The organism is Chishuiella changwenlii (genome assembly GCF_900142565.1).
GTDB lineage: Bacteria > Bacteroidota > Bacteroidia > Flavobacteriales > Weeksellaceae > Empedobacter > Empedobacter changwenlii.
In genome coordinates, this window is sequence record NZ_FRBH01000001.1 from 42,485 (window position 1) to 64,896 (window position 22,412).

General features: G+C 31.8%; 20 protein-coding genes and 4 tRNA genes. 1 reads left to right on the forward strand and 23 read right to left on the reverse strand.

The features are described 5' to 3' along the window. Positions 1 to 47 precede the first annotated feature (47 nt). The 16 genes from rpoB to BUA86_RS00275 all read right to left on the reverse strand — a co-directional run bounded on the left by rpoB (position 48) and on the right by BUA86_RS00275 (position 11,612). Positions 48 to 3,890: a DNA-directed RNA polymerase subunit beta gene (rpoB, locus tag BUA86_RS00200; protein WP_072928736.1), complete on the reverse strand. Its 3,843-nt coding sequence runs from the start codon at positions 3,888 to 3,890 to the stop codon at positions 48 to 50. Between the two features lie 102 nt (positions 3,891 to 3,992). Further along, a complete protein-coding gene (gene rplL, locus BUA86_RS00205; protein ID WP_072928738.1) occupies positions 3,993 to 4,361 on the reverse strand; it encodes a 50S ribosomal protein L7/L12 in 369 nt (122 codons plus the stop codon). A 46-nt stretch (positions 4,362 to 4,407) separates the two neighbouring features. Next, entirely contained in the window at positions 4,408 to 4,920 is a 513-nt protein-coding gene (gene rplJ / locus BUA86_RS00210) for a 50S ribosomal protein L10 (RefSeq protein ID WP_072929240.1), read from the reverse strand. 18 nt (positions 4,921 to 4,938) lie between these two features. Continuing rightward, positions 4,939 to 5,634: a 50S ribosomal protein L1 gene (rplA, locus tag BUA86_RS00215; protein WP_072928740.1), complete on the reverse strand. Its 696-nt coding sequence runs from the start codon at positions 5,632 to 5,634 to the stop codon at positions 4,939 to 4,941. A 17-nt stretch (positions 5,635 to 5,651) separates the two neighbouring features. After that, a complete protein-coding gene (rplK, locus tag BUA86_RS00220; protein ID WP_019974310.1) occupies positions 5,652 to 6,092 on the reverse strand; it encodes a 50S ribosomal protein L11 in 441 nt (146 codons plus the stop codon). A 73-nt stretch (positions 6,093 to 6,165) separates the two neighbouring features. After that, on the reverse strand, positions 6,166 to 6,714 hold the full coding sequence (nusG, locus tag BUA86_RS00225) for a transcription termination/antitermination protein NusG (protein ID WP_072928742.1): 549 nt from the start codon (positions 6,712 to 6,714) through the stop codon (positions 6,166 to 6,168). Positions 6,715 to 6,744: 30 nt separating this feature from the next. Further along, positions 6,745 to 6,933, reverse strand: coding sequence for a preprotein translocase subunit SecE (gene secE / locus BUA86_RS00230; protein ID WP_072928744.1), 189 nt, complete (start codon positions 6,931 to 6,933; stop codon positions 6,745 to 6,747). A gap of 16 nt (positions 6,934 to 6,949) precedes the next feature. Beyond that, positions 6,950 to 7,020 (reverse strand) — tRNA-Trp (locus BUA86_RS00235). A gap of 65 nt (positions 7,021 to 7,085) precedes the next feature. Continuing rightward, positions 7,086 to 8,273 carry an elongation factor Tu gene (tuf, locus tag BUA86_RS00240; RefSeq protein WP_072928746.1) on the reverse strand — a complete coding sequence of 396 codons (1,188 nt, stop codon included), beginning with the start codon at positions 8,271 to 8,273 and terminating at the stop codon, positions 7,086 to 7,088. A 183-nt stretch (positions 8,274 to 8,456) separates the two neighbouring features. Beyond that, a tRNA-Gly gene (locus BUA86_RS00245) sits at positions 8,457 to 8,529 on the reverse strand. A gap of 74 nt (positions 8,530 to 8,603) precedes the next feature. Further along, positions 8,604 to 8,685 (reverse strand) — tRNA-Tyr (locus BUA86_RS00250). Between the two features lie 31 nt (positions 8,686 to 8,716). Next, positions 8,717 to 8,790, reverse strand: a tRNA-Thr gene (locus BUA86_RS00255). Between the two features lie 134 nt (positions 8,791 to 8,924). Beyond that, positions 8,925 to 9,224: a ribosome hibernation-promoting factor, HPF/YfiA family gene (gene hpf / locus BUA86_RS00260; protein WP_072928747.1), complete on the reverse strand. Its 300-nt coding sequence runs from the start codon at positions 9,222 to 9,224 to the stop codon at positions 8,925 to 8,927. Positions 9,225 to 9,226: 2 nt separating this feature from the next. Further along, a complete protein-coding gene (locus BUA86_RS00265) occupies positions 9,227 to 10,126 on the reverse strand; it encodes a tyrosine-type recombinase/integrase (RefSeq protein WP_072928749.1) in 900 nt (299 codons plus the stop codon). An 80-nt stretch (positions 10,127 to 10,206) separates the two neighbouring features. Next, positions 10,207 to 10,401, reverse strand: a complete 195-nt coding sequence (rpsU, locus tag BUA86_RS00270) for a 30S ribosomal protein S21 (RefSeq protein ID WP_072929241.1) — start codon at positions 10,399 to 10,401, stop codon at positions 10,207 to 10,209. Positions 10,402 to 10,469: 68 nt separating this feature from the next. Further along, entirely contained in the window at positions 10,470 to 11,612 is a 1,143-nt protein-coding gene (locus BUA86_RS00275; RefSeq protein ID WP_072928750.1) for an acyl-CoA dehydrogenase family protein, read from the reverse strand. Between the two features lie 233 nt (positions 11,613 to 11,845). Between BUA86_RS00275 and BUA86_RS00280 the strand changes: the two genes are divergently transcribed. Beyond that, positions 11,846 to 12,490 (forward strand): OmpW/AlkL family protein, encoded by a 645-nt coding sequence (locus BUA86_RS00280; protein ID WP_072928752.1) that lies wholly within the window; start codon positions 11,846 to 11,848, stop codon positions 12,488 to 12,490. A gap of 74 nt (positions 12,491 to 12,564) precedes the next feature. Here the strand turns inward: BUA86_RS00280 and BUA86_RS00285 are convergent, their stop codons facing one another. From BUA86_RS00285 to BUA86_RS00315, 7 genes are all read right to left on the reverse strand, one after another. Then, positions 12,565 to 13,488, reverse strand: a complete 924-nt coding sequence (locus BUA86_RS00285; protein WP_083580256.1) for a cation diffusion facilitator family transporter — start codon at positions 13,486 to 13,488, stop codon at positions 12,565 to 12,567. A 57-nt stretch (positions 13,489 to 13,545) separates the two neighbouring features. Continuing rightward, the gene (pruA, locus tag BUA86_RS00290; protein WP_072928756.1) at positions 13,546 to 15,174 is read right to left on the reverse strand and encodes an L-glutamate gamma-semialdehyde dehydrogenase; all 1,629 of its coding nucleotides are present in this window, start codon (positions 15,172 to 15,174) and stop codon (positions 13,546 to 13,548) included. A gap of 213 nt (positions 15,175 to 15,387) precedes the next feature. Then, on the reverse strand, positions 15,388 to 16,044 hold the full coding sequence (locus BUA86_RS00295; RefSeq protein WP_072928758.1) for a porin family protein: 657 nt from the start codon (positions 16,042 to 16,044) through the stop codon (positions 15,388 to 15,390). A gap of 516 nt (positions 16,045 to 16,560) precedes the next feature. After that, the gene (locus BUA86_RS00300; protein ID WP_072928760.1) at positions 16,561 to 19,119 is read right to left on the reverse strand and encodes a hypothetical protein; all 2,559 of its coding nucleotides are present in this window, start codon (positions 19,117 to 19,119) and stop codon (positions 16,561 to 16,563) included. Then, a complete protein-coding gene (locus tag BUA86_RS00305) occupies positions 19,116 to 20,105 on the reverse strand; it encodes a hypothetical protein (RefSeq protein WP_072928762.1) in 990 nt (329 codons plus the stop codon). Before BUA86_RS00305 ends, BUA86_RS00300 begins: the two co-directional genes overlap by 4 nt. Positions 20,106 to 20,208: 103 nt before the next feature. Continuing rightward, entirely contained in the window at positions 20,209 to 20,904 is a 696-nt protein-coding gene (locus tag BUA86_RS00310; protein ID WP_072928763.1) for an ABC transporter ATP-binding protein, read from the reverse strand. Between the two features lie 17 nt (positions 20,905 to 20,921). Next, complete coding sequence (locus BUA86_RS00315; protein WP_072928765.1) at positions 20,922 to 22,403, reverse strand: DUF5687 family protein; 1,482 nt, start codon at positions 22,401 to 22,403, stop codon at positions 20,922 to 20,924. Positions 22,404 to 22,412 lie beyond the last annotated feature (9 nt).

Below are 22,412 nucleotides of genomic sequence, written 5' to 3' on the forward strand. Positions count from 1 at the left end.
AACAATTATATTATTATAACGAAAAGGTAGAATAATAGGTTGCCCTATTATTCTTCCAAGTTTATGTCTAATCCAAGACCTTGTAATTCATGTAACAATACGTTAAATGATTCTGGTATACCAGGTTCTGGCATTGGCTCTCCTTTTACGATTGCTTCATAAGTTTTCGCACGTCCAATTACGTCATCCGACTTAACTGTTAAGATTTCACGAAGGATATTAGATGCACCGAATGCTTCTAATGCCCAAACCTCCATCTCTCCGAAACGTTGTCCACCAAATTGTGCTTTACCTCCTAATGGCTGTTGAGTAATTAAAGAGTATGGTCCGATAGAACGCGCGTGCATTTTATCATCTACCATGTGTCCTAATTTCAACATGTAAATTACACCTACAGTTGCTTTTTGAGCAAAACGTTCACCAGAGTTTCCGTCGTATAAGTACGTAGTACCAAAACGAGGTAATCCTGCTTCTTCAGTTAATTGATCAATTTGCTCTGCTGATGCACCATCAAAGATAGGAGTTGCAAATTTGCGTCCTAACTTCATACCAGCCCATCCTAATACCGTTTCATAAATCTGACCGATATTCATACGAGAAGGTACCCCTAATGGGTTAAGTACGATGTTAACTGGAGTTCCGTCTTCTAAGAAAGGCATATCTTCGTCACGTACAATACGTGCTACAATACCTTTATTACCGTGACGTCCCGCCATTTTATCACCAACTTTAAGTTTACGTTTCTTAGCGATATAGATTTTTGCTAACTTAACGATACCTGCAGGTAACTCATCTCCAACAGAAATTGTAAATCTTTCACGGTTAAGCGCTCCTTGTAAATCGTTATACTTAATTTTATAATTATGTATTAACTCTTTTACTAATTCGTTCTTATCCTCGTCTGTTGTCCAAAGAGAATCTGCTCCTGTTAAGTTTAAGAAATCTTCAACGTTAGATAAAATTTTCTGTGTGTATTTAACGCCTTTCTTGATAACTTCTTCATTTAAGTCGTTGTAAATACCTTGTGCAGTTTTTCCGTTTAATAAAACGTATAATTTATCTAATAAGATTTCTCTTAATTCGTTAAATTTAACGTCGTATTCTGCTTCAACACTGTCAATAACAGCTTTATCTTGAGAACGTTTACGTTTATCTTTAATACTACGTGAGAATAATTTCTTATCAATAACAACACCGCGTAATGATGGAGAAGCTTTTAATGAAGCATCTTTTACATCACCAGCTTTGTCACCAAAGATTGCACGTAATAATTTCTCTTCAGGTGTTGGATCTGATTCTCCTTTTGGAGTAATCTTACCAATTAAGATATCACCAGGTTTTACTTCTGCTCCAATACGGATCATACCGTTTTCGTCTAAGTCTTTAGTAGCCTCTTCCGAAACGTTAGGAATATCAGAAGTTAATTCTTCCATACCTAATTTAGTATCACGTACATCTAATGAATACTCATCGATGTGGATAGATGTAAACCAATCTTCACGAACAGCTTTTTCAGAGATTACAATGGCATCCTCAAAGTTGTACCCTTGCCAAGGCATAAAGGCAACAACCATGTTACGACCAATTGCTAATTCTCCTCCTTCTGTTGCGTAACCTTCAGATAAAACTTGCCCTTTCTCTACACGATCTCCAACTTTTACAATTGGTTTTAACGTAATTGTAGTTCCTTGGTTAGTTTTTCTAAATTTAGTTAAATTATATGTTTTCTCAGCAACGTCAAAACTTACAAGTTCTTCGTCTTCTGATCTGTCATATTTAATTGTTATGATGTCAGCATCAACATAAGTTACTGTACCTTCACGTTCTGCATTAACTAAGATTCTAGAATCTTTTGCAACTTGTTTTTCTAGTCCAGTACCTACAATTGGTGCTTGAGGTTTTAATAATGGAACAGCCTGACGCATCATGTTCGATCCCATCAACGCACGGTTGGCATCATCATGCTCCAAGAAAGGAATTAATGATGCTGAGATAGAAGCAATCTGGTTAGGTGCAACGTCGATTAAATCTACTTCTGATGGAGTTACAACTGGGAAATCTCCATCTTCACGAGCAGTTACACGTTCTGTAGCAATATTCCCCTCGTCAGTCATGTCGATATTGGCTTGAGCAATTACTTTTGATTCCTCCTCTTCCGCAGTTAAATAGATCGGTGCTGATTCGACATCCACTTTTCCTTCTTCTACTTTTCTGTACGGTGTTTCGATGAACCCTAAGTTATTAACTTTAGCGAATACACATAATGACGAAATCAAACCAATGTTTGGTCCTTCAGGAGTTTCAATTGGACATAAACGTCCGTAATGAGTGTGGTGTACGTCACGTACCTCGAATCCCGCTCTTTCTCTTGATAAACCTCCAGGTCCTAATGCTGATAAACGACGTTTGTGTGTGATCTCTGATAATGGATTCGTTTGATCCATGAACTGAGATAACTGGTTCGTTCCGAAGAATGAGTTAATAACAGATGATAATGTTTTTGCATTGATCAAATCAATTGGCGTAAACACCTCATTGTCACGAACATTCATTCTTTCACGGATAGTTCTAGCCATACGAGCTAAACCTACTCCGAATTGGCTAGCCATTTGCTCACCTACTGTTCTAACACGACGGTTAGATAAGTGGTCAATATCATCTACCTCTGCTTTTGAGTTAATTAACTCAATTAAGTATTTGATGATTGAAATGATATCTTCACGTGTTAAAACTTGGATATCATCGCTAATGCTTAAACCTAATTTTTTATTTAATCTATAACGACCTACTTCACCTAAAGAGTAACGTTGATCAGAGAAGAATAATTTATCAATAATTCCTCTTGCTGTTTCCTCATCTGGTGGCTCGGCATTACGTAATTGTCTATAAATGTACTCTACTGCCTCTTTTTCAGTGTTAGTAGGGTCCTTTTGTAATGTATTATGGATAATTCCATAATCAGCAGAATTTATATCTTCTTTGTGTAATAAAATTGTTTTTACACCAGAATCTACGATCTGATCAATATGATCTTTCTCTAAAATAGTTTCACGGTCTAAAATAATCTCATTACGCTCAATAGATACAACTTCTCCAGTATCTTCATCTACGAAATCCTCGTGCCATGTATTTAATACACGTGCAGCTAGTTTACGACCTACAACTTTCTTTAAGTTAGCTTTGTTAACTTTAACTTCTTCAGCTAAATCGAAAATTTCTAAGATATCTTTATCTCTTTCATAACCGATAGCACGTAATAAAGTAGTTAATGGTAACTTTTTCTTACGATCGATGTAAGCGTACATTACGCTGTTAATGTCCGTTGCGAACTCAATCCATGATCCTTTGAAAGGAATAATACGAGATGAGTACAATTTTGTACCATTCGCGTGGAAAGATTGTCCGAAGAATACCCCAGGAGAACGGTGTAATTGAGATACAATAACACGCTCTGCACCATTAATAATAAATGATCCTGAAGGAGACATGTAAGGAATTGTTCCTAGATAAACGTCTTGTACAACTGTTTCAAAATCCTCGTGTTCTTCGTCAGTACAGTACAATTTAAGGCGAGCCTTTAATGGTACACTGTACGTTAATCCTCTTTCGATACACTCATCAATTGTGTAACGTGGTGGATCTACGAAATAATCTAAGAATTCTAAAACAAACTGATTGCGTGTATCCGTAATTGGAAAATTCTCAGCAAATGTTCGGTAAAGACCTTCATTTTTTCGTTGGTCAGGTCTTGTTTCCAACTGGAAAAAATCTTCAAACGATTTGATCTGAATGTCAAGGAAATCCGGGAACTGAGCGACTGCTTTTGCAGAAGAAAAGTTCAATCTTTCGTTTTTCTCAGTCGAGTTGCTTAATGTTGCTTTAGTGGCCAATTTCGAATGAATTTTGGTTTATATAATGACTTTATGCGTAAAAAGGTTTAGACCTAACACGTCCCGTGTTAGGTCCAAACCTATATTTTAGAGTAATAAAAATTACTTTAATTCTACTACTGCTCCAGCTTCTTCTAGCTGTTTTTTAAGAGCTTCAGCTTCTTCTTTAGAAACTGCTTCTTTAACTACTGCAGGAGCTGAATCAACTAAATCTTTAGCTTCTTTTAATCCTTTACCAGTTAATTCTTTTACTAATTTAACTACTGCTAATTTAGATGCACCACCTTCTTTTAAGATAACGTCGAATTCTGATTGCTCTTCTGCAGCTTCTCCAGCTCCACCAGCAGCAACAACAACTGCAGCAGCAGCTGGTTCGATTCCGTACTCATCTTTTAAGATAGTAGATAATTCATTAACTTCTAATACTGTTAAGTTTACTAACTCTTCAGCTAATTTTTTTAAATCTGCCATTTTAATGCTTTTTTGTTTTTTAAACTTTATTTAATTTGAGTGTGTCTTATTCTTCAGAAGCTCCTTCTTCTTTAGCAGCGTTCTCTTTATTTTCTAATTGAGAAACAACTGTTTTGATTGGAGATTGAAGTAACATGATGATATCTGCGATTAATTCTTCACGAGATTTCAATGCTACTAATTGTGGTAATTTGTCATCACCAACCCAAGTATTATCTTCAATCCAAGCTCCTTTTAAAATAGGTTTTTCAGATTTTTTTCTGAAAGTTTCGATCACTTTAGCTGGTGCATTACCAACTTCAGCAGTCATTAAAGCTGTATTACCTTTTAAAGATCCATAAAGTTCTTCGAAGTTTTTGTCTTCGATTTGCTCCATAGCTTTCTTTAATAAAGTGTTTTTTACTACGCGTAAAGTAACATTGCTTTTGTAGCAAGCTCTTCTTAATTCAGTAGTATTAACAGCGTTTAATCCGTCGATATCTGCTAAGTAAATGATTTTTGAATCAGCTAATACAGCTTGCAATTCATCTATCATGTTTGCTTTATCTTGTTTTGTCATTGCCATAATCTACTAATTTTAAGCGTTTACACTTTTTGGGTCTACTGATACACCTACAGATTGAGTTGTAGAAAGTGTAATACTTTTTACATACGTTCCTTTAGCAGCTGTTGGTTTTAACTTAATTAAAGTTTGAATTAATTCATTCGCATTTTCTTTAAGTTTATCAGCATCAAAAGATACTTTTCCAACTGCAGCGTGGATAATTCCGTAACGGTCTACTTTAAAGTCGATTTTACCTGCTTTTACTTCAGAAACTGCTTTACCAACTTCTAAAGTTACAGTACCTGATTTTGGGTTAGGCATTAATCCACGAGGTCCTAAAACACGTCCTAATGGTCCTAATTTACCCATTACAGCTGGCATAGTAACGATAACGTCTACATCTGTCCAACCTTCTTTAATTTTTTGTAAGTATTCGTCTAATCCTACATAATCAGCACCTGCTGCTTTAGCTTCTGCTTCTTTATCTGGAGTAACTAATGCTAATACTTTTACATCTTTACCTGTTCCGTGTGGTAATGAAACTACCCCACGTACCATTTGGTTAGCTTTCTTAGGATCTACACCTAAACGAACTGCTATATCTACAGACGCATCAAACTTTGCGTAGTTAACTTCCTTTACTAATGATGATGCTTCATCGATTGAGTATAGTTTGTTCTTTTCTACTTTAGCTTGTGCTTCTTTTTGTCTTTTTGTTAACTTTGCCATTTCCTAAAATGTTTTAATTATTCTGGAGCTTGCCCACCTTTTACAGTTATACCCATAGAACGTGCAGTTCCAGCAACCATTTTCATAGCAGATTCAACAGTGAAACAGTTCATGTCCGCTAACTTGTCTTCAGCAATAGCTCTAACTTGATCCCAAGTAACAGTACCAACTTTTTGACGGTTAGGTACACCTGATGCTTTTTTTAATTTCGCAGCTTCCATTAACTGAACAGCAGCTGGTGGAGTTTTAATTACGAAATCAAATGATTTGTCTTGATACACTGTAATAACAACTGGTAACACTGCACCTTGTTTCTCTTGTGTACGTCCATTAAATTGCTTACAAAACTCCATAATGTTAACACCTGCAGCACCTAAAGCCGGTCCTACTGGTGGCGAAGGATTTGCTTGTCCTCCTTTAACTTGAAGTTTTACAACTTTTTCAATTTTTTTTGCCATTTTTTTAATTCTTAAAATTAAGCGTTATGTGGAAGCAGCCTAAATTTTCTACTTTTAATTTGTTGAAATAAGATTATGCAATCTTTTCAACTTGGTTAAAACTTAACTCTAGTGGTGTTTTTCTTCCGAAGATTAAAACCATCACTTCAAGTTTACGTTTGTCTTCAATGATTTTTTCAACTGTACCGTTAAATCCATTGAATGGTCCGTCGATAACTTTTACGTTTTCACCTACAATGTAAGTTACTCCTACAGAAGTTTCAACATTTTCTGCTAATTCGTCAACTTTACCTAACATACGGTTAACTTCCGATTGTCTCATTGGTACAGGATCACCTCCTTTCGTTGCACTTAAAAAGCTAATTACTCCAGAAGTGTTCTTAACCATGTGAGGAATTTCCCCTACTAGTTCAGCTTCTATCATAATATAACCAGGAAAATGTACTTTTTCCTTTTGATATTTTTTACCGTTACGTATTTGAATCACTTTTTCCATAGGAACAACTATCTGTCCTACATAATCATTCAAATTTTGGTACTGAATTTCTCTTTCAATATAATCTTTAACCTTTAGCTCTTGTCCAGCCACAGTTTTGATTACATACCATTTCTTTTCACTCATGATTCTATAATTAAACGGGATGTTTATAAACTAAAAAGCGCCGTAGATAGTATTCAGCATGTGTGTGAATATTGTATCTACAAAATATAAAAATATAGCTAACAAAACTGTAGCTATAGCAACAATGATTGTATCTCTTTGTAAGTCTGAAAAAGATGGCCATGTTACATGATCTTTAAACTCTACAAAGGAATCTTTGAAATATTGTACGACTTTCATATCGTTTTTCTTTTAGCACGGGCACAAGGATTCGAACCCTGATCAACGGTTTTGGAGACCGCTATTCTACCATTGAACTATGCCCGTAGATTAAAAAAGAGTGGTAATCAATGAAGATTACCACATCTTCTTATTTTATATTTTGACTATAATTAGTCTAAGATTTCAGTTACCTGACCAGCACCAACTGTACGTCCACCTTCGCGGATAGCGAAACGTAAACCATCGTTTAATGCGATTGGTTGTAATAATTCAACTGTAATAGTTAAGTTATCTCCTGGTAAAACCATTTCTACACCTTCTGGTAAAGAAATTTCCCCTGTTACGTCAGTTGTACGTACGTAGAACTGTGGACGGTAACGGTTATGGAATGGAGTGTGACGACCACCTTCTTCTTTAGTTAAGATATAAACCTCAGCTTTGAATTTTTTGTGTGGAGTTACAGATCCAGCTTTAGCGATAACCATACCACGACGGATATCAGCTTTATCAATACCACGTAATAAGATACCTACGTTATCTCCCGCTTCACCTCTATCTAAGATTTTACGGAACATCTCAACACCTGTTACAGTAGAAGTTAATTTTTCTTCTCCCATACCTACGATATCAACTGCATCTCCTGTGTTAATAACACCAGCTTCGATACGTCCTGTAGCTACAGTACCACGTCCTGTAATAGAGAATACATCTTCGATTGGCATTAAGAATGGTTTGTCAGCATCACGAACTGGTTGCTCAATCCACTCATCAACAGAGTTCATTAAGTTTAATACAGTTTCTACCCATTGAGGCTCACCGTTTAATGCACCTAAAGCAGATCCTTGGATAACAGGAGTGTTATCTCCGTCATATTCGTAAGAAGATAATAAATCTCTTACTTCCATTTCTACTAACTCTAATAACTCAGCATCGTCAACCATATCAACTTTGTTTAAGAAAACAACGATACGAGGAACGTTTACTTGGCGACATAATAAGATGTGCTCACGAGTTTGAGGCATTGGACCATCAGTAGCAGCTACTACTAAGATACCACCATCCATTTGTGCAGCTCCTGTAACCATGTTCTTTACGTAATCCGCGTGACCTGGACAGTCAACGTGCGCATAGTGACGGTTAGCAGTTTCATACTCAACGTGAGATGTATTAATTGTAATACCACGCTCTTTCTCCTCTGGAGCATTATCGATTTGATCGAAAGCTTTTGCTTCTGAATAACCAGCATCAGCTAATACTTTAGTAATCGCTGCAGTCAAAGTTGTTTTACCGTGGTCAACGTGACCAATAGTACCAATATTTAAGTGCGGCTTATTACGGTTGAAAGTTTCCTTTGCCATTTTACTTTTATTAATTTCTATTGTTATACTTCAATTAAAAAAATAACTTTAAATTATTTTTAAGTGCAAAAATACACTTTTTGTTTTATATAAAGATATTTATTTTTTGACTCGCGTTAACCTTGATTAAAATGTGTTTCAACAACTACATAAAAGATTAACTACTGGATAAACCAGATTTTGAGCGGGAAACGAGACTCGAACTCGCAACATTCAGCTTGGAAGGCTGACGCTCTACCAATTGAGCTATTCCCGCATTTGCTTTAAAAATTGCTTTGCAAACTTACTGATTAATTCGCAAAACACAAAACTTTTAAAACTAAGTTTTTGTGGGGAGAGCAGGATTCGAACCTGCGAAGGTGAAACCAACGGATTTACAGTCCGTCCTCGTTGGCCGCTTGAGTATCTCCCCAACCTATAATTTTGATCTTTAATAAAAATTGAGCCGATAGAGGGACTCGAACCCACGACCTGCTGATTACAAATCAGCTGCTCTAGCCAGCTGAGCTACATCGGCTTTTATTAATTTAAAAAATCTTTATTTAAAAGAACAGTCCGTTAAATATCTTTGTTTAACGGACTGCAAATTTACGCTGTTTTTTGAATTAACCAAATTTTTAATATTTTTTTTTAGCTAACTCTATAATTTATTTATTTATCCCCAATTTTTTCTTTTTTTCTGATAATTAATTTTTTCAATGTATCTACCGATAAATCAATACATTCCTCAAAAGACTGTCCTGTTTTACTTACTAAAATGTCCTCTCCAGGAACTTCTAATTTTACATCTACTGTTTTGTTACTTTTCTCAGAAGTATTTTCTAATTTGAATGAAACATGCGCTGCTATAATTTTATCTGACAACGTTTCTAACTTTTCTAATTTTTTTCCTAAATACTCTTCTAAACCTGGTTTAGCATTAAAGTTTACTGCTTGAAAATTAACTGTCATAATTACTCTTTTTTTTGCTCACGTGGGTGAGCCTTGTTAAACACTTTTTTTAAGTTTTCTATACTCCCATGTGTATAGATTTGAGTAGATGACAAACTTGAATGCCCCAAAATATCTTTTACTGCATTCAGATCTGCTCCAGAATCTAACATATGGGTTGCAAAAGAATGTCTCAACATATGAGGACTCTTCTTATGCTTTACACTTATAAGACTAAGATAGTATTTTACTTTTGAATAAACAAGATTATCGTACAAAGGTTTTCCTTTTTCAGTTACAAAAACATTCGTACATTGTATTGTTATTTCGTTATTTTTTCTAGTATTGTAGCATCTAATATCTTCTAATAAGAAAGAGGAAATAGGAATTATTCTTTCCTTATTTCTTTTCCCCAAAACTTTAATGGATAATGTTTCAGCATCGATATCATTTTCTTTTAAACCTATTAATTCTGCTCTACGTATTCCTGTTTGATACATCATATCAATCATTAAACGATCTCGAGTTCCTTCAAAGGTATCAGGAAATAAATCATCATTATTCAGAAGATCATTTAACTCAGCCTCTGTAAAAGGTATTAAGACTTGTTTGGTTTGTTTTAAAGAATGAATTTGTTCTATAGGATTAACAGTTAAGTATTTTTCTCTTATAAGATATTTAAAGAAACTACGTAAGGCACTTAGTTTACGATTAACTGTTTTTTCAGATTTTTTAAGTTCTGTTAAGTGCATTATAAATGCACGTATATGATTTTTTGTTGCAGATTGTATTTCTAGTGAATTTTCTTCTCCTTGATAAAAAGCTATAAAATCATCCAAATCTCTTTTATAACTTGTAATTGTTAGCGTAGAATAGTTTTTCTCGAACGCTAGATAATCTAAAAATTGTTGAGTTAATTCCATAAAAAAACCTATTCATCAAAGTTACAACTTTAATAAATAGGTTAATAGAAATTAATCTCTATATTGTTTAAAACAGCTATCTAAGCTTCTTCTTGACTAACGATAGCTTGTTTGTAGATTGCTCTACTAATTTGCTGTCTTTTTGTTACAGAAGGCTTTGTAAATTGTTGACGTGCTCTTAATTGACGTACAACACCTGTTTTATCAAATTTTCTTTTGTATTTCTTTAGAGCTCTTTCGATTGACTCTCCGTCTTTTACTGGTATAATCAACATAATTTTATCTATTTCTTTTTGAGAATGCAAATATACAACTCTTTAGTAATTAAACAAATCGTTTTGAATTAATCTTTCAAAATATTTCTTCCAATTACTAGTTTCTGAATCTCTGTAGTTCCTTCTCCAATAGTACATAGCTTAGAGTCTCTGTAGAATTTCTCTACTGGAAAATCTTTTGTATATCCATAACCACCAAATATTTGCACTGCTTCATTTGATATTTTTACACATGCTTCTGATGCATAATATTTCGCCATTGCCCCCTCAGTAGTCATTGGCTTTTTATTATTTTTTAAATAAGATGCTTTGCGAATTAATAATTCTGATGCCTCAATTTCTGTAACCATTTCAGCCAATTTAAAATTAATTGCTTGAAAATTTGCGATTGCAGTTCCAAATTGATGGCGCTCTTGTGCGTATTTTAATGACGCTTTATAAGCTCCTTTTGCAATCCCTAAAGATAATGCTGCAATAGAGATACGACCTCCATCTAAAACTTTTAAAGCTTGTTTAAAACCATCACCAACATTTCCTAATCTATTTGCATCTGGAATTCTTACATTATCAAATATTAGTTCAGCAGTTTCTGACGCACGCATTCCTAATTTATTTTCTTTTTTACCAGAAGAAAATCCTAATGTTCCTTTTTCAATTACGAAAGCAGTTGCATTATTCTTTGCTCCTTTTTCTCCAGTTCTTGTCATTACAACCGCTACATCTCCTGAGATTGCATGTGTAATAAAGTTTTTTGCTCCATTAATTACCCATTCATCACCATCTTTAACTGCAGTTGTAGACATTCCTCCAGCATCTGATCCTGTATTATGCTCTGTTAATCCCCAAGCTCCAATCCACTCAGCAGAAGCTAACTTAGGTAACCAGCGTTGTTTTTGTTCTTCGTTTCCGAATTCTAAAATATGATTTGTACAAAGCGAATTATGCGCTGCTACAGATAATCCAATTGAAGGATCTACTTGAGAAATTTCGTCAACAATCGTTACATATTCGTCATAAGACAATCCACTTCCTCCGTATTCTTCAGGAACTACAATTCCCATAAATCCCATTTTACCTAATTCTTTGAAGACTTCAACAGGAAAAGTTTGCGCTTCATCCCACTCCATTATATAAGGCTCAATGTATTGTTTTGCAAAATCTTTTGCTGATTGAGCAATTAAGGATAGATTTTCATTTTCTAAGAAATTCATTTTTTTGAGTTTTATTTTAGACTAATCATCAAAAGTAATAAAAATACTCTAAGCGCTAAATTTTTATTTTTCGATTATTTTTAATCATTAAAAACTACTGGCTATCAGTGGCTTTAAGTTAAAAATAAATTCAAAATTTCAAAATGTTTAAAGTCATTTCTTCTTATGACTTTAAACATTTTAATTCGGACTTATATATCTGAATTTAGCCAAAGAATTATAAAACAAACATTATGAAGAAAGGATTAATATTACTAGGGGCATTTTTTACATCAGTATTATCATTTGGGCAAGAAGCTGGTGAGTTACATATGCGTGTAAGAGCAACTGGAGTAGTACCTATGGAAGATGCAAAGATTGATGTTATAGGTGGTAATGTAGCTGTTACAAATAACCTTATTCCTGAAATAGATTTCACATATTATATTACTAAAAACATTGCTGCGGAATTAATTTTAGGAACTTCTAAACATGAGGTTGTTGCAGTAAATACTGCTTTAGGAAATTTAGATTTGGGACGAGTAATGTTATTACCACCAACTGTAAATGTGCAATACCATTTCTATCCGACTAAAAATCTGAAACCTTATCTTGGTGCTGGTGTTAATTACACTATTTTCTACGATCAAGGGCAAGGTAAAGGAAGAAATGCAGCTGTAACTGATGTTAAATATGATAACAATATTGGTTTTGGATTCCAATTAGGATTTGATTATAAAATAAATGATAAACTATATTGGAATGTAGATGTTAAAAAATTATACTTAAATACTGATGTTACTGTTGGTGCTGCATTAGATCAACAAGTTTACGTACCTGCAAAAGTAGATTTAAATCCATGGTTAATTAGTACTGGTATAGGATTTAAATTATTCTAAATATACTCACCTAATCTTTTTATATATTATTATTTTAATGACAAAAAAAGGAGAAACGTTTGTTTCTCCTTTTTTTATTCTTCTTTATTATCTTCTATTTTATTATTCCTAAAATACTCTCTAACCGAAAGAAATGTTGGTTCTATATGCACTAAAACATCTTTTATCTGCGGCATTTGTTCTTGTACAGCATCTTTAAGATTATGACTTATCTTGTGACCTTCCACAACAGAAATATCTCCGTCTACAATTGCATGTAAATCAACATAATAATTCATTCCGTTTTTACGAACATTACATTTTTCTGTCGCCATAACACCTGGAACATGACTTGCTATTTCTCTTATTTGTTCTATTTCTGCTTCATATAATTGCTCATCCATAATTTCTCCAAGAGCTGGACGAAGAATTTTATAAGCATTAAACAAAATAATTCCAGAAGCAAAAAGCGCAGCAATATCATCTGCAGCTTCCCATCCATCTCCCATTACTAAAGAAATAGATATTCCGATAAAAGCCATTAACGATGTAATTGCATCTGAACGGTGGTGCCAAGCATCTGCTTTTAATGAAGAACTATTCGTTTCACGACTTTTTCTCATTACATAATGAAAAGACGATTCTTTAAACAAAATAATTCCACCTAAGACCAATAAAGTAAATGGTGCTGGTTGATGATGTGGGGTAATAATATTATTGATACTTTCTTTGGCAATAATAATTGCAGAACCTACTAAGAAACTTACAACTAAAAATGTAATTAATGCCTCAGCTTTTCCATGTCCATAAGGGTGATTTTCGTCTGCAGGACGAGAGGAGTATCGTAATCCAAAAAATACAAATATTGATGAAAAAACATCCGCAGAAGATTCTATTGCATCTGCAATAAGTGCATAAGAGTTACCAAAATAACCTGCTAAAAATTTAATCACAGCCATAAAAGTATTTCCTATAATACTAAATATAGAAGCTTTGATTGCTTTTTCTGAATTATCCATTATAAAAAAAATTAGCCCTACAAATGTAAGGCTAATTTTGATTGATATTTCTTAAATTTATTTTTCTAAGAATGGATATTTGTAATCTTTAGCAGGTACAAATGTTTCTTTTATTGTCTGAACAGATGTCCAACGTAACAAGTTCATTGCAGAACCCGCTTTGTCATTCGTTCCTGAAGCACGAGCACCTCCGAATGGTTGTTGACCTACAACCGCACCAGTTGGTTTATCGTTAATATAGAAATTTCCACAAGCATTTTTCAAAGCTTTAGATGCTACTTCAACAGCAGAACGCTCTTTAGAAAAGATAGAACCTGTTAAAGCATAAGCAGATGTTTCATCAACTAATTTTAATGTAGCTTCGAATTCATTTTCATCGTAAACATAAACAGATAATACAGGACCAAAGATTTCCTCTACCATAGATTCATATTTAGGATTTGTAGCTTTGATAACTGTAGGATGAACAAAGTAACCAACAGAATCATCATAAGTTCCTCCAATTACAACCTCAGCCTCATTTGATGCTTTCGCTCTATCAATATATGCTTTAGATTTTTCGAAAGAATTTTTATCAATTACAGCAGTAACAAAATTAGATAAATCTTCTGGAGAACCCAAAGTAACTGTAGCTAACATTTCTTTCATTTGTTTTTCTACTTCATTCCATAAGTTTGATGGAATATAAGCTCTAGAAGCAGCAGAACATTTTTGTCCTTGGTATTCAAAAGCACCACGAACTAAACCAACAGCAACCTCTGTAGCACATGCAGACTTGTGAACCATTACAAAATCTTTACCTCCTGTTTCTCCAACAATTCTAGGGTAAGTTCTGTATTGATCGATATTATCTCCGATTTGTTTCCATAAAGCATTAAATACTTTTGTAGAACCTGTAAAATGTAATCCAGCAAAATCTTTATGTTCTAAAACAGTTTTTGCAGTTTCAGCACCGTCAGTTAAAACTAAGTTGATAACACCATCTGGTAAACCAGCTTTTTTGAAAATCTCCATTGTAACATGAGCAGCTAAAAGTTGTTTATCAGAAGGTTTCCAAACTACAACATTCCCCATTAAAGCCATACAAGATGGTAAATTTCCTGCAATTGCAGTAAAGTTAAATGGTGTAATTGCAAATGTAAATCCTTCTAATGGGCGGTAATCTACACGATTCCAAATTCCAGGAGCTGAAATTGGTTGATCTGCATAAATTTCTGTCATGTATTGTACATTGAAACGTAAAAAGTCTATAAACTCACATGCAGCATCAATTTCTGCTTGCATTGCATTTTTAGATTGACCAATCATTGTTGCAGCATTTAATTTTGCACGGTAAGGTCCCGCAATTAAATCTGCAGCTTTTAAGAAAATAGCAGCTCTATCTTCCCAAGGCATTGCAACCCAAGCATCTTTTGCAGCTAAAGCTGTATCAATTGCTTTGTTAACATCATTTTGCGTTCCTTCGTGGTAGTAACCTACAACTTTTTGATGATCGTGTGGTGGACGAATTTCTTTTTTATTCCCACTAAAGATCTCTTCAGAACCAATGTATTGAGGAACTTCTGTTACCTCATTAAACATTTTTTTGTATGCGTCTAATAATTGCGCACGCTCTAGTGAACCTGGAGCATATGATTTTACCTCTTCATTAACTGCTTGAGGAATTTGAGCAAATGATTTTGACATTTTTATTATTTTGTTTGTTATACTTATAGATGTTCAAATTTACAAAAATTATATAGATGAATACTTAATAACAATAAATCTTACATCTTGTATTTTAAAATAACGTTAAACAAGCATATTTTGTTTATTTAAATTGAAAAAGCCAGATGAAGAAATTTCTTCATCTGGCTTTTATATTTTTTAAAGTAACTATTTTAAATAGTCATTTTTTTTTTAATCAAAAGTATAACTGATTCCCAGGCTGACAATTTGTTGAGATTTTCTTTTTAAAGCATCTGGATCACCACTAATTTCATAGTCTATATCTAACTTTGGATAAGCATTAGATAAACCAAATTCATAACGAACACTAACTTCAAATTTTCTATTAAAACTATATCCTATTCCTCCTGCTAAAGCAAAATCGAAAGTAGCTGCTTTTCCTTCATCACCAGCATAATACTCACGTCCCGGAGGTGGATTAACAACATTTTGATTAACTAAGAAACCAAAACGAGGTCCTCCATAACCATAAAAGCTACTTGCTGTTTTTGTTAAATATCCTTTTAAAAATATAGGAATACTTAAATAATCTGCATGGTATTTTCTTTTTTCATCGTACTTACTTCCGTTTTCTCCAGAAGCAACATATAATAATTCTGCCTGAATATATAGTTGATTATATTCGCATCGACATCTATAAAAATCTATTGGAACTTCTGCAAATGCACCTGCCATAAATGCAGTTCTACGTGAAGATGGATTGTGCGCATTGGTTACTGCAGAAACATTAGGCCCAGCTATTATACCAAATCTAGTATTACTAAACTCTACTTGTGCATTTAAAATATTACACAAAAAGATTGTAATAATAAAAATTATTTTCTTCATTTATCTAAATATTATTTATCTTATCTTTTTAAAATTTTAAAAAAAATCATTTTAAAAGTTCAACAGAAAATACTCTATTTAACCTTAAAAAGTATAAACCAGTATCTACAACTATAAAAATCAAATAATATAGATTATTCTTAAAAATTATATAAACATTAAAACCTATTTGGTCATTTAGATTTGTATTTATAATTTCAAGAATTTAAAATTGTCTACTTTATCTTGGTTAAAAATAAAATTTGAAACAATTTAATTTCAGGTTTAGTTGGGTAGGTACATTTTTTTAAAATCTTAAATTATTTTACTTCTATACTATATAGAACTAAAAAAATGATATTTTATTTTAAATAATGTTTAGAGAGAGTCCAATAACTTAATAGTCTTATCGACTTAGCTACTGTTGGTTGGCCAAAGATATATATCTTTAGTTAAAAAAATACTAAAAAAATAAATAAATTTATTTTAAATAGCAAAAAAACAAAAAAGCGCTTTTAAAAAAAAGCGCTTTTTTGTTTAAAAATTATTGGTATAATAATCAAAATAATTACAGTTTGACTTTATCTCTTGATATGCTTTTGTATTAGAATATTTCTTTAATTCTTTAAAATTACTTCTAAAATTAGCTACCTTAAAAGCTAAGATTTTATCTGTATTGTCGTAGCTATTTTCGTATAAACGTTTCAGAATTGGATCTTCGGAATTGTAGAATTTCCCTTGTTCATTCTTTGATAATGCAAATAAAAGTTGAGCTTTCATTTCGTTATCTTTTGTTAAGTTGAATGCTCTTTTTAAATAACCTTCTGATGGAGTAAAGTTATCTGTGTAATTACTTCCCCAACCAAAGTCTTTGTAATAGAAATTATTTGTTTTAAAATAATCACCTCCATAATTATTGTATTTTGGTCCATTGGCATTGTTTCTATCAAATGTTAATAAATAGCGGTAATAACCTAAAGTTGTCGTATTGTAATAAAAATTACCTAAAAGATAATTTGCTTTTGCCGCTTGTTCGTTTGATTTTTTTGCCAATTTCGCCAGTTCTATAAGAGAATTTGTTAACTCTAATTTTGACATATTTGGTTGAATAAATTTAAATTCGTTTAAATATGGAGTTGCTATTACAACATCTTCATCACAATTAAAACATTCGATTTTATTGTAACCAAAAATCTTATTTGTAATATTATGATACCCATCAAACTGATTCTCTAATAAAGTCTTCGTTTGTTTATCTGTTGAATAATCATAATCGTATTCATAAAAAGTACTTGGTGAAATATGATACTTCTGGTTTATTTTTTCGAATTCCTTTTTCGCTAAATCAAATTTCATCTCTCCTAAATAAAGTGTTCCTCTATAGTCCGAAAGGTAATCTGAAAGATTAAATGTAATGTCGTTTAATTTTTCTGTCTTATAATCGTAAGCAAAAGATTTTACTTTATTTGCAATCAAATATTTTTCGAAAGCAGATTTATTTGATTTTTTATCTAATTTATCTAAATCATTAATAATATCCCAAGACGGATTATTACCTAAATCTGTAATAGTATTATGAATTAGAAAAGCTTTTCCCTTATCTCCTTGCAAATAGAATCTGTTTGCTAAAACATCTAAAATAACATTTTTAAGATTCATTTGCTGATTAACTTCTGCCGAATACGTCCATTCATCTTCAGGAAGTTTAGGGTATTCGAAATTTAAAATATTCCCATATTTTGTCATTAAATGATTCTCAAAATTATCTGTAATCTTTTTTTGTTCGAAGATTTCAGTTAAAATTTCAATCACCTTTTTTTGTTGCTCAAATTCTTTAGAGTTCGTATTAACTTTCGCTAAATAGTTTTTTGTTTCAGCAAAATTCTTGTTCAATAAATTAAGATAGGAAACAGATAAGTTCCAAAAATCTTTATCTGTTGCATTTGTTGCTTGTTGTTTGGCAAAAGCTATTAAATCATTTAATTGTAAATCTTGCCCTTTTTCTTCAATATAATATCCTCCTTCTCCAGTTTTTATTGGTAGGTATAAATCAGAATATGTTTTTTGTTTTTTAGAAGAATCCCAATAATAAGATTCTGGATTTTGTTGTAGATATTGTCTTTCTATTGTATTAATTGCACGTGCAAATAATACACGAGCTTGTAAAGCATTTATATCATTCGCAACAATTTTTCGCATTGGCGCCATTGGATTAGAAAAATCATTGTAACCAATTAATAAATACAAATCATTTTTTTCTTGACTTGTTTTTGCATTGGCTAACATTTTCTCGAAATTAAGATCTTGTGTAAATTTCATTGATTGGTAAGCGCTCAATTTTCTATCGTTAGAATGAGAGAAAACTTCAAAGAAATCATAATTTGCTTGGAGATAATTTTCTAATGCTCTTTCTGCTCCTGCTTTTTGATCTAACGCATAATAATAAATAGGATTTTTAATCCCTTGAGACGCTACATACATATTAAAGTAATTAATAGCATCTTTATATTCGTGAAAATAATGAGCAAAACGAACTAACTGATAGCCATATCTTATTTTTAATTCTTTATCTGTTTCGGCATTCCAACTTTTTTTAAGAACATCAAGAACTTTTTTATAGTTTAAATTATTGACATTTTTCTCTGGACGAGAAACATATGACCATTCATCATTGTCTATATAATAAAATGCCATGTAAGGTTCTAAATATTTTGCATAAGACAAATACAATAAGTTTTGTTTGTTCTTTTTTACAAAATCAACAGTTGCATAACTATAGTTAGAATTAGATGATTTCCCATTCTTTATCATCAAATCAATATCAGATTTTGAAGCCTTAAAAACTAAATTATAAGCCTGTTCATAGCTTATGCCCATCGTTTTTTGCCACAATAAAATATTCTCATTTTTTAATCCATCATTAGATTCAAAATAAGGATTATCTAATGTCATTAAAAATGGTTGATATTGTGGTGCTTCGCTTAATGTTTGCGAAAATAAATTGTAGTAGTAATAATCTTCTCCTCCGCCATCTGCACAAGCAAAAGATTTTGTTAATCCGAAAATTAAACTTAGTGTCAATACTATTTTTTTCATAATTCTGTTGGAATAGTTTTCAAAAATTTTGAATCTAAATGATAATAAATCACATGATAATTATACGGTAGTTTTTGGTCGATAAAACGTTTTGTATTAATTAATAATTCTGATGAAATATTTTCTATTTTAATTTTAAATCCTTTGCTTACATAAAAATTTTCCACAAAAAAATCGTCCTGAACTTCATAAAGTCCATCTTTTATTTTTTTGACTGGTTTTCCATGTAAGTCTTTTTCTGAAAAAGAATTAATAAGCTTTATATCTCCTAGGTGGTTGGTTAAAATTGCCCATGAGTAAATAGGTAATGCTACGTCTAATTTTATGGGGTAATTGTTTAAGTTTTCTAAATAATCTTTTGCGATATCTAAATCTAAAATCGAATTTTTATCTGACTGATCAGTAGGATTCTCGGTTGCATAACACATTAAAACCATTTTATCTAAAGGCGGAACTCCTTCTCTATCTTTAAACTTTACTTGATGCAATCGTAAAGTTGCAGAAAGTTTTTTACGTGAAATGTATTTTAATTCTGATAAAAACGAAAAATAATTTTCTCTTGTAGATTTTGTCCAATCGCAATCTATTTGTATTTCATCAAAAGATTCTAATTTTCCTCTTTCTGCTGTTTCACTCAAAAAGTTAAAAACATCTTTTGCCAAAATCTTAATCTGATCTGGTGTTGTATTGATAAATGTTCGGTTTGTTATAAAAACGGTTGGTATATAACGTACATTTAACTGTTCTGCATTAAAATTCTGAATTACACCAACTGGAGAAATCTTTCCTCCTTTTTTATCCACATCAAAAAAACGAACATAGACGTTTTTTGATTTCAAAGAATCTACAACTTTTTTCTCTGCTGGGTTAATCGAATAATTACTTCGCCAATAATAAAAGTCTTTTGTAGTTTTTTTGACATCGGTATTACAACCAACTAAAAAAGTTAGTATAACAACACTAAAGATATTTTTAATCCATCGCATATTCAAATTTACACCTAAAATTAATAACTTAACTTGAGTGATGTCATTTTCTCAATAACTTATTTGCAAAAAAAATCTCCTTCGTTTGGAAGGAGATCATCTATTATATTGCAAAGAATTGTTCTAGCTCTTCTAATGTTTGGGTAGAAGTTTTAATATCTTTTACCAACTCTCCTTTATTAAGAGCAATTATTCGATCGGAAACCTCTACTGTATGATTTAGATCGTGACTAGAAACTAAAATTGTTTTTTCTTTGTTTTGAGTCAAATCTTTAATTAAATTTTTTAATCTAATTTGTGTTGAAGGATCCAAATTAGCAAAAGGCTCATCGAGAATTATAATTTCTGGATCACCTATTAAAGCAGCTATAATACCTACTTTCTTCTGATTTCCTTTGGATAAATCTCTCAAATATTTCTTCTTTCCTAGAATTTCTCCATTAAAAAATTCTTCATATTGCGCTATAAAAGCATCTATACTCGCTTTATTTTGACCACGTAAATCTCCTATGAAATAAAAATATTCTTCTGGAGTTAAGTAATTAATTAAAAAACTCTCATCTATAAAAGCTGTTGTAACTTTTTTCCACTCTTCGCTTTCGTTAACTTTTATATCGTTTAATTTTATTTCACCAGTTGTTGGCTCAATTAAATCTAACATTAAACTAAAAAGTGTTGTTTTTCCTGCTCCATTGTTTCCAACTAAGCCAATACTTTCTCCTTTATTAATGATTAGATTGTCTATATGAATAACTCTTACTCCGTTATATTCTTTTGATATATTATTAATTTGAATCATTTTAATTGTGTTTTTTATTAAGCGTTTTGTTGTTTAAATCCTTGTAGTGACGAATATTTATTCTTCTTGTAAGCAATTTCTATTAAATTGAAAAAATATGATTTTAATGCAAATCCAATTATTCCAACTCCTGCCAGAACGAGTGATGCTGTTAAGAAATTAAAAATATAATTAAATAGTAACCAAATTAAAACAGGGAAAACCATTACAGGAATCATAATTAACCATTGCGCAACACCTGTTCCTTGATAATTCATAAATTGACTTTTATCTAAATCTATTCTCTTTTTATTGTTTGCTCCTATTCGTAGGATAAGTGGAACATTAATTCCAATATTATAAACAGCACAAGCCAAATTGAGAATTAAAATATGATAACCGAAATAAGCATAAAACGTTGTTATAATAGCCATGACGATAATTGAAAAATACATTAAAGTAGCCTTAGATTTTAAGTACAATTTTAATGGAATATTTTGTGTCATCATCATTGAATAATATGTACTATCCCACGCAGGAATAAACTGTCCGAAGTTAATCATGAACATTCCTGTCATAAAAATTCCAACAAAAGTTAGCATTGCCGAATTACTGTACACATCGTTCATATAGAAAATTAGTCCATATAAACTAAACATTAATGCAGTATAAACAGCAGTTTTTGGTCGTTTATTTCTCCAGATTAATTTTAAATCTAATTGCATAAATGGTGCAACTTCTCCAAATTTACTTATCCAAGAAAAGTCGTTATCATTAAAAGATAATGCATCTGTTTTTAGGTATGCATCTAAATAGAAATTAGAGCTAATTACTTTTTTACAAACTATATATAATCCTACAACCACTAGTAATGGAATAATACACAAATATGGATGATGAAGCATATAATTTAAAATATTCCCTACGAATTTTGTCGTGTAGAAAATATCAAAATATTGTAAACCTACTAATACAGCTATAACAACTAGAAATGGAATAAATAATTTATTGTTATCTATTATTTTCTTTTGAAGTATGATATTTAGAAAATTAGCAACCAATACCAACGATAGAATATTAACTGTCCAACCAATTAATTCTAAACTTGTAAAATCGCTCTTTATAAAATTTGATACCACAAATGGAATAACAATTACTGGCGTTAAAAAATTAAAAAATGAGAATACACTTTTTAATAAAAGAAAATCTACAATAGTATCTCTCTTGATATTCTGAATGAGAAATGGTTTTATATTGAGCATTGGAATTTTTTGCATCATATAGCGCATGACCAATTCTATAATAAACCAAATTACAATAAATTGATTCACAAAATAAATTGGTGCTTGATTTGGAAAAGCTTTTTCTAAAATAAAATATAATCCTATTCCTAAAAGCAACATACATCCTATCATGTAAAGACCAAATAGCCAAAGAAAAATTTTCATAGCTATATCTTTACCTAATGTTGCCGATCTCATAAATGATTTTAATTCTAGGCCAATTAGTTTTCTAAACATATTTTGTGT